The sequence below is a fragment of the Novosphingobium kaempferiae genome, from assembly GCF_021227995.1.
Taxonomy (GTDB): Bacteria; Pseudomonadota; Alphaproteobacteria; order Sphingomonadales; family Sphingomonadaceae; genus Novosphingobium; species Novosphingobium kaempferiae.
Genome location: NZ_CP089301.1, coordinates 4634174 through 4651580, shown reverse-complemented (window position 1 = coordinate 4651580; position 17407 = coordinate 4634174). Strand labels below are relative to the sequence as shown.

Annotated in this window: 12 protein-coding genes; 4 read left to right on the top strand and 8 right to left on the bottom strand. The window is 67.4% G+C overall.

The window, feature by feature from the left end; translation table 11 throughout:
* Position 1: 1 nt before the first annotated feature.
* Positions 2 to 3175 carry an efflux RND transporter permease subunit gene (locus LO787_RS21050; RefSeq protein WP_232492934.1) on the bottom strand — a complete coding sequence of 1058 codons (3174 nt, stop codon included), beginning with the start codon at positions 3173 to 3175 and terminating at the stop codon, positions 2 to 4.
* A gap of 6 nt (positions 3176 to 3181) precedes the next feature.
* The gene (locus tag LO787_RS21045) at positions 3182 to 4348 is read right to left on the bottom strand and encodes an efflux RND transporter periplasmic adaptor subunit (RefSeq protein ID WP_232492933.1); all 1167 of its coding nucleotides are present in this window, start codon (positions 4346 to 4348) and stop codon (positions 3182 to 3184) included.
* Positions 4349 to 4566: 218 nt separating this feature from the next.
* Here LO787_RS21045 and LO787_RS21040 point away from each other — a divergent pair, with 218 nt between their 5' ends.
* Positions 4567 to 5064 carry a TetR/AcrR family transcriptional regulator gene (locus LO787_RS21040; RefSeq protein WP_232492932.1) on the top strand — a complete coding sequence of 166 codons (498 nt, stop codon included), beginning with the start codon at positions 4567 to 4569 and terminating at the stop codon, positions 5062 to 5064.
* A 142-nt stretch (positions 5065 to 5206) separates the two neighbouring features.
* Positions 5207 to 5479, top strand: coding sequence for a hypothetical protein (locus LO787_RS21035; protein WP_232492931.1), 273 nt, complete (start codon positions 5207 to 5209; stop codon positions 5477 to 5479).
* A gap of 29 nt (positions 5480 to 5508) precedes the next feature.
* Here the strand turns inward: LO787_RS21035 and LO787_RS21030 are convergent, their stop codons facing one another.
* Together LO787_RS21030 and LO787_RS21025 are read right to left on the bottom strand one after the other, a co-directional pair.
* Positions 5509 to 6525 carry a LacI family DNA-binding transcriptional regulator gene (locus tag LO787_RS21030; RefSeq protein ID WP_232492930.1) on the bottom strand — a complete coding sequence of 339 codons (1017 nt, stop codon included), beginning with the start codon at positions 6523 to 6525 and terminating at the stop codon, positions 5509 to 5511.
* Positions 6522 to 7778: an MFS transporter gene (locus tag LO787_RS21025; RefSeq protein WP_232492929.1), complete on the bottom strand. Its 1257-nt coding sequence runs from the start codon at positions 7776 to 7778 to the stop codon at positions 6522 to 6524. The genes LO787_RS21030 and LO787_RS21025 overlap by 4 nt, the downstream gene beginning before the upstream one ends.
* A gap of 152 nt (positions 7779 to 7930) precedes the next feature.
* On the opposite strand from LO787_RS21025, the gene LO787_RS21020 reads away from it, so the two are divergent.
* Together LO787_RS21020 and LO787_RS21015 are read left to right on the top strand one after the other, a co-directional pair.
* The gene (locus LO787_RS21020) at positions 7931 to 10384 is read left to right on the top strand and encodes a TonB-dependent receptor (RefSeq protein ID WP_232492928.1); all 2454 of its coding nucleotides are present in this window, start codon (positions 7931 to 7933) and stop codon (positions 10382 to 10384) included.
* 283 nt (positions 10385 to 10667) lie between these two features.
* Positions 10668 to 13124: a glycoside hydrolase family 3 protein gene (locus LO787_RS21015; protein WP_232492927.1), complete on the top strand. Its 2457-nt coding sequence runs from the start codon at positions 10668 to 10670 to the stop codon at positions 13122 to 13124.
* 243 nt (positions 13125 to 13367) lie between these two features.
* On the opposite strand, the gene LO787_RS21010 is transcribed toward LO787_RS21015, so the two are convergent.
* From LO787_RS21010 to LO787_RS20995, 4 genes are read right to left on the bottom strand one after another with little or no spacing between them, the layout of a single operon-like run.
* Positions 13368 to 14519, bottom strand: coding sequence for a glycosyltransferase (locus tag LO787_RS21010; RefSeq protein WP_232492926.1), 1152 nt, complete (start codon positions 14517 to 14519; stop codon positions 13368 to 13370).
* A gap of 11 nt (positions 14520 to 14530) precedes the next feature.
* A complete protein-coding gene (locus LO787_RS21005; protein ID WP_232492925.1) occupies positions 14531 to 15040 on the bottom strand; it encodes a DUF2141 domain-containing protein in 510 nt (169 codons plus the stop codon).
* Entirely contained in the window at positions 15037 to 15984 is a 948-nt protein-coding gene (locus tag LO787_RS21000) for a hypothetical protein (protein ID WP_232492924.1), read from the bottom strand. The genes LO787_RS21005 and LO787_RS21000 overlap by 4 nt, the downstream gene beginning before the upstream one ends.
* Before the next feature lie 17 nt (positions 15985 to 16001).
* On the bottom strand, positions 16002 to 17180 hold the full coding sequence (locus LO787_RS20995; protein ID WP_232492923.1) for a glycosyltransferase: 1179 nt from the start codon (positions 17178 to 17180) through the stop codon (positions 16002 to 16004).
* Positions 17181 to 17407 lie beyond the last annotated feature (227 nt).

The window sequence follows — 17407 nt, the reverse complement described above, 5'->3', positions numbered from 1 at the left end:
TTCAGCTTTCCTGCGGCTGTACGCCGCCTTCATTATGCTGCTCGTCCTGTTCCTCGCCCTTCGTCTGCCCGTGCTTGAACAGGCGGGCGACGACCACGAAGAACATCGGCACGAAGAAGATCGCGAAGATCGTGGCGGAGAGCATGCCACCCACCACCGCACGACCGATGGCGTTCTGGCCGCCAGCGCCCGCGCCGGTCGACACCGCCAGCGGCAGCACGCCGAAGACGAAGGCGAGCGAGGTCATCAGGATCGGGCGAAGGCGAAGCCTTGCCGCTTCCATCGCCGCGTCGAAGGCGTTCATGCCCGCCTGCACGCGCTCCTCTGCGAACTCGACGATGAGGATCGCGTTCTTGGCCGAGACGCCGATCGTCGTGATGAGGCCCACCTGCAGGTAGATGTCGTTGCCCAGACCCGTCAGCCACGCCGCGAACAGCGCGCCGACGACGCCCAGCGGCACCACCAGCATGACCGCGATCGGCACCGACCAGCTCTCGTACAGCGCCGCAAGGCACAGGAACACGATCGCCAGCGACAGCGCGTAGAGCGCGGGCGCCTGACCGCCAGAGAGACGTTCCTCGTAAGACAGGCCGGTCCATTCGATGGCCGTGCCCGCAGGCAGCTTCTGGTGCATCTCCTCGATAGCCTGCATCGCGCCGCCGGTGCTCAGGCCCTGACCCGGCGCACCCTGAAGCTGCATGGCCGGACGGCCGTTATAGCGGGTCAGGATGACGGGAGCCTGCTTCCAGTCGAGCGTCGAGAAGGCACTGAACGGCGCCATTTCGCCACCCGTGCCGCGCACGTAGAGGTTCTGGATCGCCTCGGGCGACGAACGATAGGGCTGGTCGGCCTGCACGTAGACGCGCTTGGTACGGCCGCGATCGAGGAAGTCGTTGATGTACGAACCACCCCAGGCGGTCGAAATCTCCGAGTTGATCGCGCTGATGTCGAGGCCGAGCGCGCCCGCCTTGTCCTGATCGATCTTGACGTCGAGCTGCGGCGCGTCGTCGAGGCTGACCGGACGGACCTGCGCCACGCGCTGGTCCTGCGCCGCCATGCCGAGCAGCTGGTTGCGTGCGGCCATCAGCTTTTCGTGACCCATGTTGGTCTCATCGACCAGCCACATGTCGAAGCCGGTGGCATTGCCCAGTTCCTGTACCGCCGGCGGGATGACCGCGAAGATCATCGCGTCACGGTACTTGGAGAACGCCCCCATCGCACGCCCCACCAGCGCGGGCGCGCGGTTCTCGGCGCCGCTGCGCTCCTCCCAGTCCTTGAGCTTCACGAAGGCGATGCCTGCGTTCTGCCCCTGACCCGAGAAGGAGAAGCCGTTGATGGTGAAGATCGAGGCGACGTTGGCCTTCTCGTCCTCGAGGAAGTGCTTGCGCACCACGTCGAGGCCCTTCTGCGTGCGCGGCATCGTCGCGCCCGACGGGCCCTGGACGAGGGCGATGATGAAGCCCTGATCCTCGTCCGGCAGGAAGCCGCTGGGCAGGCGCATGAACAGCGCACTCATGATGCCGACGATCACCACGTAGACGAGCAGCGCCCGCTTCCAGCCGCGCGCGGTGCCGCGCACGCCCTTGCGGTACTTGTTCGTGCCCTGGTCGAACTTCTCGTTGAACCAGCGGAAGAAGCGCGCCAGCAGGCCGTTGCCCTGACCCTGCTCGGGGTCATGCGGCTTGAGGATCGTGGCGCACAGCGCCGGGGTCAGGATCAGCGCGACCAGCACCGAGAGCGCCATCGACGAGACGATGGTGATCGAGAACTGGCGGTAGATGACGCCGGTGGAACCGCCGAAGAAGGCCATCGGCAGGAACACCGCCGACAGCACCATGCCGATGCCCACCAGCGCGCCGCTGATCTCGTCCATCGACTTGCGGGCGGCCTGCTTCGGGGAAAGATGCTCCTCCTGTATCAGTCGCTCGACGTTCTCGACGACGACGATGGCGTCGTCGACCAGCAGGCCGATGGCGAGCACCATGCCGAACAGCGTCAACGTGTTGATCGAGTACCCCAGCACCGCCATGACGCCGAAGGTGCCGAGCAGCACGACCGGCACCGCGATCGTCGGGATCAGCGTCGCACGCCAGTTCTGGAGGAACAGGAACATGACGAGGAAGACGAGCACGACCGCCTCGACTAGCGTATGCACGACCTGCTCGATCGAGAGGCGCACGAACGGCGTGGAGTCGTAAGGGAAGGCGACCTTCACGTCGGGCGGGAAGCCCTTGGCGATCTTCTCGACTTCGGCCTTCACCGCATCCACGGTGTCGAGCGCGTTGGCGCCCGAAGCGAGGCGGACGCCGAAGCCCGATGCGTTCTTGCCGTTGAACTGGGTGTCGAAGCCGTAGATTTCGGCGCCCAGTTCGACCCGCGCCACGTCGCGCAGGCGCACATTGGCGCCGCCCGCCGTCGAACGCAGACGGATGTTGCCGAACTCCTCGGGCGTCTGCAGGCGCGACTGCACCGAGACGGTGGCGTTCAGCATCTGCTCCTTGGAAGCCGGCAGCGCGCCGATCTGGCCCGCCGAAACCTGCGCGTTCTGGCCCTGAACCGCCGTCGTCACGTCGGCGATGGTCAGGTTATAGCTGCGCAGCTTGAGCGGATCGACCCAGATGCGCATGGCGTACTGGGTGCCGAAGATCTGCAGTTCGCCGACGCCGTTGATGCGGCTGACAGGATCCTGAAGCTGGCTGACGATGTAGTCCGAAAGGTCGGTGGCGCTGTGGCTGCCGTCCTCCGAATAGACCGCCGTGACGAGCAGGAAGCTCGCCGCCGACTTCTGGACCTGCACGCCCTGGCGCTGCACTTCCTGCGGCAGCAGCGGGGTCGCCGCCTGCAGCTTGTTCTGGACCTGCACCTGCGCGATGTCGGGGTCGGTGCCCTGCTCGAAGGTCAGGGTGATCGTCACCGTGCCTGCCGAGGAAGAAGACGCCGAGAAGTAGCGCAGGTTGTCGATGCCCTTGAGCTGCTGCTCGATGATCTGCGTCGTCGTGCGTTCCAGCGTCTCGGCGTCAGCGCCCGGGTAGGTCGCGTTGATCGTGACGGTGGGCGGCGCGATCTCCGGGAACTGGGCGATCGGCAGGCTGCGGATGGCGATGATGCCCGCCATCATCATGACGATGGCGATGACCCATGCGAAGATGGGCCTGTCGATGAAATAGCGTGCCATGGTCGGTTACTGGCCCTTGTTGGCAGGCTGGCCGGCGGCGGCGGGCTTCGCGCCTGCCTGACCCTGGCCCTGCGGCGCGACCGGCTTCACCGGCATGCCCGGACGCAGCATCTGCGCGCCGTCGACAACGACCTTGTCGCCCGCCTTGAGGCCCGACGTCACCAGCCAGCTGTCGCCGACGGTACGCGGAGCGGTGATCTTGCGCATCTCCAGCTTGTTCTGGGCCCCGATGACGAGGACGGTCGGCTGACCCTTCTCATCGCGGGTGACCGCGACCTGCGGGACGAGCAGCCCGTTGGCCTTGGTCGCCTGCGCGAACTCGGCGCGCACGTACATGCCGGGGAGCAGCAGGCCGCGCGGGTTCGGGAACTGCGCACGGATGACTTGGCTGCCGGTCGTCGGATCCACGGTCACGTCGGTGAACTTGAGCACGCCTTCCTGCGGATAGGTGCTGCCGTCCTCCAGCTTGAGCTTCACGGTGACGTTGCCGCTCGCACTGGTGAGGTCGCCCGCGAGCAGCTGCTGGCGCAGGCGCAGGACGTCGGCGCTGGACTGCTGGATGTCGACGTAGATCGGATCGAGGCGCTGGATCGTCGTCAGCGGATCGGCCTGCGAGGCCGAGACGAGCGCGCCGGTCGTGAAGGTCGAGCGCCCGATCCGGCCCGAGATCGGCGCCTTGATCGTGGTGCGACCAAGGTCGATCTGCGCGGTGCGGAGCAGAGCCTGCTGTGCCGCGACGTCGGCGCGCGCCTGCTGGGCGCTGGTGACGGCGTTCTCGTAGTCCTGCTTCGAGATCGCGTTGATCTTGACCAGTTCGCCGTAGCGACGGGCCAGCGCCTCGCTCGATGCGATCGCCGCGCGCGAGCGGGCGACGGCGGCCTGCGCGTTCGCCACGGCGGCCTGATAAGGCGCAGGATCGATGCGATAGAGCGGCTGTCCAGCACGCACCTGGTCACCCTCGGTGAACAGGCGCGAGAGGATCAGGCCATTGACCTGCGGCCGCACGTCCGAGCTTTCGTAGGCGCTGGTACGCCCCGGCAACTCGTTACTGAGCGACACCGACTGCTCCCTGACCGCTACCACGCCTACCTCTGGCGGGCCCGCAGGAGGCTGCTCCTGTCCTCCACCGCAGGCGGAGAGAATCAGCACTAGGGCCGGAGCGATCTTTTTCATGGAGTTGGTCCACCAAGAGGGTTAAAGCGTGAGTGAGCGTTCACTCATGATTCGCGCGACTGTTATTGCGTCGCAGCATGAAAAGCAAGCCGGACAGGGAAATGACAACCGAGAGTACTACGGAAAGCCCCCGAGCTGCAAAGTCGGCCGCACGCCGACAGCACCTGCTCGACACCGCGCGTAACCTTTTTGTCGAGCGCGGGTTCCATCAGACCGGAATGGCGCAGATCGCCGCGGCTTCAGGCATCGCCGTGGGACAGATCTACCGGGACTTCGCCAACAAGGAGGCGATCATCTCCGCCATCTGCGAATCCGAGATCACGACATGGCTCGACGAGGAGACGCTGAGCGCCGCCGTCGCCGCGCAGGACCGCGCCGCGATCCTCGCCTGGATCGAGCGCGTCGGCTTCGACGAGCCCGATTGCGATGATCGCCGCCTGATGTGCGAGCTGCTGGCCGAAGTCGGCAGAAATCCCGCGATCGCGCAGATGAACGCCAAGGTCGACACCCGCCTGCGTGCCAGTCTGGGGGAAGCGCTGACCTCGCTCGCGCCCGAGGCTTCGGCACAGCGGCAGTCGACGGTGATGGACTTCATCATCACGATGTCATGGGGCATGGTGGCCCTTCGCGAACTGTCCCCCGGCAGCGACCACGAGGCGCTGCACTGCCGCCTCGCCTCGCTGCTGCGGCAGGAGGTCGCCGCGCTGGAGCAATAAAGCTACTTGCTTTCCGATTATTGCGCCGCACAATAAATTACAACAAGGGAACGCTGTTCTTTTGACTCACTGGACATCGTTTCGGTGTTGTATCATCCTGTCTTCAACGCCGGCCGAAACGGCCGCTCGAGAGGACGGAGACATGATCGAAGCGATTGAATCCAATGAAGTTGATTCCGGCGAGAAGGCGATGATTCTGCTCCAGAGCCTGATCTGCTACCTGCGTGAGAAGAATGTGCTTTCGCGCGCCGATATCGAGGAACTGCGCGACCGCGTGGAAGCCCGCATCGCCGCGAACGAAACCAGCCTGCCCTGCACCGCCGCCATGGCCTCTGCCGCCGCGACGGAAATGCGCGAGCTGGACAGCTATTGCGGCAAGACTTACGGCGGCAAGCACCGTCGCCGGGTCAACTGACCGACGGGAACACCTGACCGCCCGGCTCGCTATGCCGGGCCGGTGCTTCCCCTGACGATCATCGCGTGCGCCAGCATGAGCCGGAACGCGGGATCGGCGCTGTTCCTGCGGAACGCCGGGTCGACCAGCACGTCGACCGCCGCCGCCGCCATCTCCGCATTGGGCTGACGGATCGTCGTGATCTGCGGCCAGGCCGCGCGCGACGACGCGACATCGTCGAACCCGCATATCGACAGCTGATCGGGCACCGTGATGCCCCGCTTCATCGCCGTGATGAGCGCGCCGAGCGCCATGTCGTCATTGCAGGCGAAGATCGCGCTGGGCGCATCGGGCAGGTCGAGCAGCACGTCGCCCAGCTCCAGACCCGAGCGGAAGCTGAAATCCCCCCGCACTACCGCCCGCTCGTCCACCGCGATCCCGGCCGCCGCCAGTGCCGCGCGGAAACCCTCCTCGCGCCGGGCCGAGGCGCTGTGGCTCTCCGGCCCCTGTATGAAGCCGATGCGGCGGTGGCCGAGACCGAGCAGGTAGTCCGCCATCTCGCGCGCGGCGGCACGGTCGTCCATCCACACCGCGCCCGAATCCACCGGCGGATCGGACGGCGCGATGAGGACATGCGGCACCTCGGCCTCGGCGAAGATCGCCAGCAGTTCCGCGTCGTCGCAGATCGGCGGCGCGACGATGGCCCCGTCGAGCCGCAGGCTGGCGAGGCTCGACCGCACATGGTCCTGCCAGTCCGCGCACTTGAGGTCGACCGGCTCGACGACGAGGTGATAGCTGCGCTCCCGGCATTGCAGAAGCGCGCCGTGCTGGACTTCCGCCGCGTAGCCCGACACCGGATCGTCGATGAACAGGCCGAGCAGATACGAGCGCGAACTCGACAGGCTGCGCGCGAAGGCGTTGGGGCGGTAATTCAGTTCCGCCACGACGCGTTGCACCGCCTCGCGGATCTCGGGCCGGACGTGGTCCTCGCCGTTGATGACGCGCGAGACCGTCTTGGGGGAGACGCCCGCGCGCGCGGCGACATCCTTGATCGTGACCGTCTTCATGCCCGCGCCTCCCCCGGCCGCAGGCAGATCGCCGCGAATACCGCGATGAGCGCGTAGCACGCCGCAGGCACGACGAGCGAGGGCAGAAGCGCGGTCATGTCCGCGACCACGCCCGTCGCCACCGGCACCACCGCACCGCCGACGACCGCCATGCACAGCCACATCGAGGCGACCGGCGCCTGCCGCTCGTCGCCCGGCAGCGCGAGCGCGTAGATCGTCGGGTACATGATCGAATTGCACAGCCCCACCGCGACCAGCGCCGCCGCACCGATGACACCGGGCAGCGTCACCGCGCCCAGCGTGAGCGCGACCGCGCCGAGTGCGGCCCACAGCAGCATCCGCGCCTCGACCACCCGCGTCATGCCCCAGGCCCCCGCGAAGCGCCCGACCATCGCGCCTGCCCAGTAAAGAGCAACAAGCTGCCCCGCCGCGACTGCGCTCGCGCCCAGCCGATCGGGCCGCATCAGCACGCTCGGCAGCAGCGCGCCGATCGTCACTTCCGCGCCGACATAGACGAAGATCGCCGCCGTGCCCCACCGCAGCCGCCGCGAATTGCGCAGGACGCCGAACATGCGCCGCAAGGGCACGAAGGCCGCGCCGCGATCCGCCTCACCCAGCAGGGCGCGATGGCGGGCGTAGGCCGCGGCGAGCATCAGCGTCACCAGCGCGGTCGCCACGAAGGGCAGCGTCGCTGCGGGGCGCCATGCGTGGCCGCGCTCCACCTGCGCCAGCAGCAGCGGCGCGCTCACCAGCGGGCCGACTACGGTGCCCAGCGAATTGAACCCCTGCAACAACGTCAGCCGCACCGCCGCTCCGCGCGCCGAGCCGATCACCGTGACCACCGTGTTCGCCGCGATCTGCAGGAACGTCTGCCCCGCCGACAGCAGCAGCAGCGCGCCGAGCACCAGCGCGAACGACAGGCTTCCCTGCGCGACGGCAAGCGAGATGCAGCCCGCTCCCATCACCGCCAGTCCCACCGCGATGGCACGCATGTAGCCCGATGCGACGATGAAGGCCGTGATCGGCAGCGCGAACAGCAGGTAGCTCGCATGGAACGCCAACTGCACCATGAGCGCGCCCGCATAGTCGAGCGCGAGCATCAGCTTGAGCTGCGGCACCAGCAGGCTGACCGAGGACGTCAGGAATCCGCCGATGAAGAAAACCCCCACTGCCAGCCGGAAGAGCAGGTTAGCGGCACGTTCATCATCGGGTTTTCGCAAGGAAATCTCGGCCTTCGCCATCGGGGCAGTCATGTTCGGCGGCATCCTATCGCGCTTCCTTCGACCGGGGAAGCTCTGACAATGTCGATTTGACATCGATGTCAGAATGAATGTTGACAACGATGTCAAGCTTTGGTCTACGAGCGGCCGGAAAGCAGAAAGGTCTGCTTCAGGGAGAGAGAGAGATGACCCGGAACGCGCTCATCGCGAGCACGGCGCTTGCGACTGCAATGCTCATTGCCGCACCCGTCTACGCACAGGATACCGCCCCGCAGGCTGCCGCTCCGGCCTCGGACGGCGACATCATCGTCACCGCCACGCGCCGCGAAACGACGCTGCAGTCCACCCCGATCGCGGTTTCCGCCTTCGGCCAGGCGCAGCTCGACAAGCAGCAGGTGAAGGACGTCACCGACCTCGCCCGCTTCGTCCCCTCGCTCCAGTTCAACCAGCAGGGCGACCAGTCGGCGGTGCTGCTGACGCTGCGCGGCATCGGCAACGACAGCGCCTATACCGAAGTCGCCGACCCCGAAGTCGCGATCTACGTCGACGGCATCTACTCGCCCCGCTCGCAGGGCGCGTCGGTGCTGATGTACGACATGGAGCGCGTCGAGGTTCTGCGCGGCCCGCAGGGCACGCTGTTCGGCCGCAACGCCACCGTCGGCGCGCTCAGCCTGATCTCGGCCAAGCCCAAGCTGGGCGAGTTCGAGGGCAACGTGGAAGTGACCGGCGGCAACTACGACCGCCTCGGCATCCGTGGCGCGATCAACCTGCCGATCACCGACACGCTGGCCGCGCGCATCGCCTTCGTCGCCGACCGGCACGACGGCTTTGCCGACTTCCAGCCCGCGCCCGACATCGACGGCATCAACAAGTCGGCCTTCGTCACGCGCGGCAAGAAGTACTACGCCGCCGACCAGAAGTCGGTTCGCGGCTCGCTGCTCTGGCAGCCGAGCGACAAGTTCAGCTGGAACCTCTCGGCAGAAGGCTTCTGGGACACCGGCGCACCGGTCATCGGCCTGCTCCAGACCCCGCGCGCGGGCACCAAGCGCTGGTCCACCCTGTCCGACACCGCGCCCGACACCGACCGCTACTCGGCCGCCGTGCGCAGCACGATGAACTACGACGTGACCGACGGCATCCAGGTCAGCTACATCGCCGGCTGGTCGCGCATCGGCGGCTCGACCCAGACCGACGCCGACGCGGGCGCGCTGCCGCCGACGGGCCAGAAGGACGCGGCGGGCAACGACCTGCCGCTCGGCGCCTTCGGCGAAAACCGCACGCTGTCCTCGCGCTATGACTTCCAGAGCCACGAAGTTCAGCTGAAGTCGAGCGGCGAGCAGACCTTCGACTGGATCCTCGGCGCCTACTACAGCCACGAGAAGAACCGCATCCGCTTCGACATCGACCAGCGCAACGGCTACCGAGACGGCACCTTCAGCTGGGCGGGCAGCTTCATCCAGGCAAACCGCCAGATCGATTCCCGCGCGGTGTTCGGACAGGTGGTCTGGCACGCGACCGACGCGATCCGCGTCACCGGCGGCCTGCGCTACACGTCGGACAAGAAGGAAGACATCGGCGGCCGCAACGTGACCTATTCGGGCGCGGGCTGCACCCCGGCGGACCTCGCCCCCGGCGGCGCCTGCCAGGGCGGCATCTTCGGTGCCTATCCGAACGCCACCGCGCAGGAACTCGTCGCCCTGCTGCCGGGCTTCTCGATCTCCAGCAACGACGTGAAGGGCAAGTGGAACAAGCTGACGTACCTCGCCCGCGTCGATGCGGACATCGCCGAGGACGTGCTGGGCTACGCCAGCATCAGCACCGGCTTCAAGTCCGGCAACATCCAGGACAACGCCGGGCTGACCGATCCAGAAACGCTGACGAACTATGAAGTCGGCCTCAAGAGCCGCTTCCTCGACCGCATGGTCACCCTGAACCTTGCGGCCTACTACAGCGACTTCAAGGGCTACCAGGTCAACCAGGCCGTCACCTTCCGCGATGCGCAGGGCAACGTCGTGCGCAGCCAGATCGTGACGCAGAACGCCGACGGCGCGAAGGCCTACGGTCTGGAAGCGGAACTGACAGCCAACTTCACCCCCGCCGACCGCCTGCAGTTCTCCGGCACGCTCCAGAAGACCAAGCTGGACGATCTGGAAAGCGTCGACGGTCGCCTCTATGACGGTGGCAAGCAGTCCTCGATCGCGCAGCTCAAGGGCAACGAACTGGCCCACGCGCCGCGCTTCTCGGCGACGATCAGCTACGAGCACGACTTCGAACTGGCGAGTGGCGCGACGATCACCCCGCGCCTGACCACGCACTACGAGACGGCAAGCTGGCTGAGCTACTTCAACGGCGACGCCAACCCCTTCGTCAACGCCAACCTGCCTGCGGACAACATGCCCGATCGCGGCACCAACGGCACCGACTGGGATCGCCAGAAGGCCTACTTCCGCTCGGATGCCGCGCTGCGCTTCACCGCGCCTGACGGCAACTACACGGTCGAGGCCTTCGTGCAGAACATCGAGAACGGCAGAATCCGCACCAACGCCAGCGCCTTCGGCGCGCCGCGCTACGATCCGGTGTTCCTGTCGAACCTGCAGGCGCCGCGTACCTGGGGCGTGCGGGCCAAGGCCAACTTCTAAGCCCTGGCGAGCCGTCCGGCCCTTGCCCCCTCGATCCCGGCTGCCGGGATCATGCCGGACAGCCCGTCACGATCCACCCGTCGCTCCCGCTTGCCCGGGAGCGACGGGACAATTTCCCGGAGCATGAACCGCTCCCCACATAGCTCCCGGTGATGCCCGCCGCTGCACCCTCCTCCGCAGCACGGGCCGTCACTCCGGGCGGCGGCACGATCAAGAGACCGGCCGCCGCCCGCTCCCTTCGACCCGCCATCCTCCGGTCGCAATCGCAAGCCAAGGACGCCGCATGACCGCCTTTTCCCGCATCTCGCTTTCGGCCCTGTGCATCGGCCTCCTCGCCGCGCCGCTCGCAGCCCAGAACACGTCGTCCACCGCCCGCCCCGACATCTGGCCCGCCGTCAAGGCGCAGCCCGGCCGCGATCCCGCCGTAGAGAAGCGCATCGACGCGCTGCTCAAGGCGATGTCGGTCGAGGACAAGGTCGGCCAGCTGATCCAGGTCGATATCGGCTCGATCAAGCCCGAGGAAGTGCGCACGACGCGCATCGGTTCGGTGCTGAACGGCGGCAATTCCGGCCCCTACGACGACGAGTACGCATCGCCTGCCAAGTGGCTGCGCCTTGCGGACGAGTTCTACGATGCGTCGATGGCTGCAAAAGGTCCGAAGATCCCGATCATCTGGGGCACGGATTCGGTCCACGGCAACAACAACATCGTTGGCGCCACCCTCTTCCCGCACAACATCGGCCTCGGCGCCGCGCGCGACCGCGACCTGATCCGCGAGATCGGCCGCGTCACCGCGCTGGAAACGGCGGCGGCGGGCCTCGACTGGACCTTCGCCCCGACCCTCGCCGTGGTGCAGGACGATCGCTGGGGTCGCACTTACGAAAGCTATTCGGAGGAACCCGAAGTCGCCGCCGACTATGCCGGTGCGATGATCGAGGGCGTGCAGGGCAAGGTCGGCACCAAGGGATTCCTCTCGCCCGACCACCTGATCGCCACGACCAAGCATTTCCTCGGCGACGGCGGCACCGGCGGGCGCGACCAGGGCGACACGCGCGTCTCCGAGGAAGTGTTGCGCGACGTCCACCTTGGCGGCTATCCCGCCGCGATCGAGGCGGGCACGCAGTCGGTCATGGCCAGCTTCTCCAGCTGGAACGGCGAGAAGATGAGCGGCAACAAGTCGCTCCTGACCGGCGTGCTCAAGGATCGCATGGGCTTCGACGGCTTCGTCGTGGGCGACTGGAACAGCCACGGACAGGTCAAGGGCTGCTCGAACGAGGACTGCGCGGCGGCGATCAACGCCGGGCTCGACATGTTCATGTACTCCGGCCCGGCCTGGAAGACGCTCTACGCCAACACCCTGCGCGAAGCGAAGGACGGCACCATCCCCGCCGCCCGCCTCGACGACGCGGTGCGCCGCATCCTGCGCGTGAAACTGCGCGCGGGTACTTTCGACCGTGGACGCCCCTCGACCCGCGCCTTCGCGGGGAAGTTCGACAGCATCGGCTCCGCCGAGCACCGCGCCATCGCCCGCCGCGCCGTGCAGGAATCGCTGGTGCTGCTCAAGAACGAGGGCGTGCTACCGCTCAAGCCCAGCGCCAACATCCTCGTCGCGGGCGAGGCAGCGGACAGCATCAGCCAGCAGTCCGGTGGCTGGTCTATCACCTGGCAGGGCATCGACCTGCCGAACTCCGCCTTCCCCAACGCCCAGTCGATCTGGAAGGGCATCGAGGAGACCGTGAAGGCAGGCGGCGGCACCGCGACTTATGCGCCCGACGGCATCTTCGCGAAGAAGCCCGACGCCGCCATCGTTGTCTTCGGCGAGAAGCCCTATGCCGAGTTCAAGGGCGACATCCCCAACCTCGAATACAGCCCGAACGACAAGAAGGACGTCGAGATGCTGCGCCGCCTCAAGGCAGCGGGTATCCCTGTCGTGGCGGTGTTCCTCTCCGGTCGTCCGCTCTGGGTGAACGCGGAACTGAACGCGTCTGACGCTTTCGTCGCCGCGTTCCTGCCGGGCAGCGAGGGCGGCGGCGTCTCGGACGTGCTGTTCGCGGGCAAGGATGGCAAGCCGCAGCACGACTTCCGCGGCAAGCTGACCTTCTCATGGCCCAAGCGCCCCGACCAGTACGTGCTGAACCGTCGCGATGCGAACTACGACCCGCTGTTCGCCTTCGGCTACGGCCTCAGCTATGCGAAGCCCGGCAAGGTCGGCAAGCTGGACGAGACACGCCCTGCCGGGCTCGAACAGGCCGCGCCGACCACCTTCTTCGAGCGCGGACAGGTGCCTCCGGGCTGGGAAGTCGCGGGCGACGGCGTGCGCCAGTCGGGCGTCGACCACCGTGCGCAGGAAGACGCCAAGCGCCTGACCTGGAGCGGCCCCGGCGCCGTATCCTTCACCGCCCCGCGCCCCTTCGACATCGCGCGTGAGAGCAACGGCGAGATCAGCCTGGTCTTCGAATACCGTCTGGAAGGCAAACCCGCGGGCGCGCTCTCGGCGGGCTTCGCGAGCGGCGGCAAGACAGTGGAAGTGCCGATCTCGGCCACCCTCGCCGCCACTGGCGCGGGCCAGTGGGGCCGCCTCGCCATCCCGCTCAAGTGCTTCGCGGCGCGCGGCGCGGACATGGCCACGGTGACGTCACCGCTGGTCCTGCGCTCCACCGGCGCGGCGGACATCAGCGTGTCCGACGTGAAGCTGGATTATGTATCGATCCCGATGACGCAGTGCGGGGACGAGAAGTAAGCTCTAATCCCCCAAAGGCCTCTCAACTCCGCTCAGGCTGAGCCTGTCGAAGCCCCCGGCGACCGGGCGCCACGCCTCACGCGCTTCGACAAGCTCAGCGTGAGCGGGGGGAGAGATCAGTACCATCAATTTGAACCACCATTCGTCATTGCGAGCGTAGCGAAGCAATCCATGGTCGACCCACGACTATGGATTGCTTCGCTACGCTCGCAATGACGAGTAAGTAGCGTCAGATTGTATCGATCAAGCCGCGCGCAGCACGCCGTTGGCGGTCGTCTCATACATCGCAAACAGATCCACGAAATGATCCGTGCTGGTCCGCGCCAGTTGCGGACAATGCGAGCGATCCTCGAGCACCGCGACGATGGCTCGCGCCGCCGCTGCCGCATCACGGGCCGCATACGTCACTCCGCCGCCGCGCGCGGCGTGGTCGACCGCGCCGCCCTCGTCGGGCACGATGATCGGAATGCCGCTCGCCCTCGCCTCGGCGGCGACCATGCAGAACGTCTCCGCCTCGCTGCCGTGGACAAGCGCGTCGGCGCTGGCGATGATGCGGGGGAAGATCGTCGGATCGCGCTCGGGCTCGAACAGGCGGACATGCGGGTTCTCCCCGATGTGCTTGAGGATCGCGCGCTGTTCACGCCCCTCGCCGAACAGCACCAGCCCGATCGGCATCTCGCGCGACGCGGCGGAGACCGCGTCGATCACCATCGGCCAGCGCTTCTCTCCGGCAAGCCGACCGATGCCCAGTAGCAGGCTGGCGCTTTCCGGCAGGTCGCAGGCCGCGAGCAGCCGCGCGCGAAGGGCGGCGTTACGGTTCTGCGGAGAATAACGCCCCGGCTCGACCCCCATCGGCACCGTCACCGTCGCCGAAACCCCGCTTTCGGCCAGTCGCCGCGTCAGGCTGGAATTGGCGCAGACGACATGGTCGAAGCGGCGGCTGTGGCGGCGCAGATGCTCCCAGAACATCGAGAACTGCCGGTCGATGGTGTCCCGCGCGAAGACCTGCCCCAGCCAGCGGTAGGCATAGGCCGACATCGGGTCGGCGTGCATGATGAGGCTGCGCGGCGCCGGTCCCGCCCATTCCGCGACCAGCGAGGCGCTGCGCCACGGCGATGCCGCTTCGACGAAATCGGGCTGAAGCTCGTCCAGCGCGTCGTGAAGCTGGGGGGCCGAAGCGAAGTACCAGTACTTGCGGTCCACCGGCAGGCGCGGGTTCTTCAGCGTGATGATGCGCGCGTTCGGCCCTCGCTCGATCACCGCGTCCTCGTCGCCTGGGGCGAGGATGACGATCTCGTGCCCCAGTTCCGGGCCTACCCGCAGCTTCTGCTCCACATAGGTGCGCACGCCGCCGCCGTAGGGCGAGTAGAAGGCGCAGACGTCGACGATCCTCATGCCCTTCTCCCTCAGTTCGATGCGAGCGGGGCGACGCCGAAGCCCCGGCGGTAGTTCAGGACGATGGTGATCGGGGTGCGCACGCCCTCCACCATGGCGCTGGCCTTGTTCGCATGCGGCTTGCTCCAGCCGAGCTTCGGGTTGCCCGCGAAGCCGATGCCGTCGATCCTCCAGCCGAACTTGCGGTTCTCGTCGCGATCGTGAAGCAGGCTGACGGCATAGCGACCGGGACCGGGTACGCGCACGCAGAGCCGCACCGGGCCGCTGGCGGGCACCGGAACCTCGACGCGGCGGAAGGTCTTGCCCGCGCTGATCAGCTTGTTGTCGTCGGCCAGGAAGTCGGTGTCGTTGGCCGGATAGACCTCCAGCTTGAGGTTGCCGGTGCGGTCCTTCAGGCCCTTCACCTGCACTTCGAACGAGGCGTCGTCGCCCGGTCTGCATCGCGCCTCGGCCTTGCCGAGATCGGGGGTGGACGGGATCAGCGCGGCGCCCGCCGCCAGCGTGAGCAGGGATCCGATCATGAACGTCGCTCCGGGTTGGCCAGATCGTTGAGGGCGATGAGCGCGCCGAGCACGAGGTGCGTGGCCAGGATCAGCCCCGCCATCAGCGCCATGAGCGCGCCGATGTCCCGCTCCTCGCCCAGCACCACCACGGTGATGCCCGCGAAAAGCAGATCCTTGTTGGGCACCAACGGCAGGCGCGAAACCAGCAGGCGCAGGGTCGAGAGATAGAGCCACCAGCTCAGCGCGACTTCGGGCAGGACGAGGTGCCAGAGCATCGCGAGCAGCACGGTGGAGGCCACGATGCGCGCGAAATGGATGCCGGCGATCATCCACAGTTCCTCGCGCGGGAGCGTGAACACGCGGCGGCGGAAGGCCATGGCGCCGAGCGAGATCGTCAGAATCACCGCCAGCGAGCCGGTGAGCACGCGCCCGTCGATGCCCAGCTTGTCGAAGCCAAGGAACGGCACCGCCACGACCAGCAGCCCCAGCGTCACCAGGTTGCCGGTGACCGCCGACAGGATCGCCACGTCCTTGACCGCGCCGAACGGCGTCGCGGTCAGCGTCACGCGGCGGCGCGCCCAGGTGTAGAAATAGGCTTCGCCGAGATAGCCCAGCAGCAGCTCGTTGTAGATCTTCTTGCGCAGCAGCGGCAGGATTCCACTGCCCGGAATGCGCCAGAGCTGCCGGAAGATCAGCCAGTCGCCCGCCGGAGCGGCGAGGTAGGAAGCGGCGAAGATCAGCCAGAACCCCGGCGAGGTCGGGATCATCTCGGCCATGCGCCACAAGTCGAGGCTGCGCGTCTCCAGCACCACCGCCGCGATCACCGCGAGCGACAGCACGATGGAGAATATCGCGTTGCGTCCCCGTCGCGGCGCACGGTCCTGCGCCACGAACTCGATGGGATTGAGCTCGATGGCCGGCAGGCTGGCGGGGTCCACGGCGGCGGATTGGGACAAGGGCATCTCCATGTAAGGGCGTGCTACTGGGAGCGCCGCAGGGACCGACAGGGTGCGAGGGTACTGGCGGCGAGTTCCCGGCTGCGGTCGCGCTGGCGCCGCAGGGTCACTTCACGCATGAGGTCGATGTACCGGCGGGCCGCGCCTTCCAGCTCGTAGCGGGCGGCGACCGAGCGGGCGCGTTCGGGATCGCCGCGCATGTCGCGCAGGCGCACGATCCCGCGGGCGAAATCCTCCAGCGAGCGCGGCGGGACGATCAGCCCGGTGCGTTCGTGGTCGATCAGGTTGGCCATGCTGACGCAGCAGTCGGTCGCGAGGATCGGCACCCCGCCCGCCAGCGCCTCGACCACGACGCCGGGAAGGCCTTCGTAGTCGGAGCTCAGCAGCAGCGCGTCGGCATGCTCCAGCAGCGGGTCGATGGCGGCGACATGGCCAAGGAAATCGATCCTGTCGGCGAGGCCGAGCGAGGCGGCCAGCGCTTCGAGCTGGCCGCGTTCCGGGCCGTCGCCGGCGATGGTCAGACGATCCTCGGCGCGGGCGGCCTGCGCGAAGGCGCGGAGCATCAGCGCGAAGTTCTTCTGCGGGGCGAGCCTGCCCGCGGCCAGATAGCGCATCCCCCAGGCCGAGGGCGCGCGCCGCTCAAGGCTGCCGAGGCGGCGCAGGCGCTGGCGCGAGAGGATGGGATTGGCGATCACCGAGACCTGCGCGGGTTCCGCCAGCATCCGCTCGCGCACCTCGCGCCGCATCGGTTCCGACAGCGCGACGATCGAATCGAACACGCCGCCCTGCGCGCGCAGCCAGGTGCCGTAGCCGCGCCGCATGGCCGGGGGCATGTCCGGGCGATCCAGCGCATTGCTGACTTTCAGCATCATCGGCGGGGCGTGGGGGCCGAGCAGCAGCTTCATCGCCGCGCCGATGACGGCATAGGTGTTGCCGGGGCAGAACAGCACGTCGATGCGGTTTTCGACGAGGAAACTGTAGAGGCTGTGGACCATCCACGGCGTCTGCCAGCCCGCCGTGGCAAGGCGCGTGGGCAGGCTCCAGTAGTCGAGCGGTGGTGCGCTGCACAAGTTCGATCCGCCCGATCGGCCGAGCACGATGGTCACCTCATGCCCGCATTCTCGCCATTGCGTCGCCAGGCCGAGCGCCACCCGCTCGACGCCGCCGGGGCCGAGGCTGTGGATCGGAATGGCTATGCGCAACGGTGTCTGCATCTGTCCCGGGCGAACGGCGGATAGTTTCGCCGCCGGGCTCTATGTGTCCGTCTTTGCGGGTTTGTGACGAAGCCGAGGCGGTCAAACGGCGGACACCGAACCGCCATCGAACCGACACTGAACGGCACCTAGGGGTACTTGAACGGCACCGGCAGGGTATTTGCGCTTACCGGAGAAGCACTAAGCTCGCCCCCGGCGCAACCGTCAGATCACCG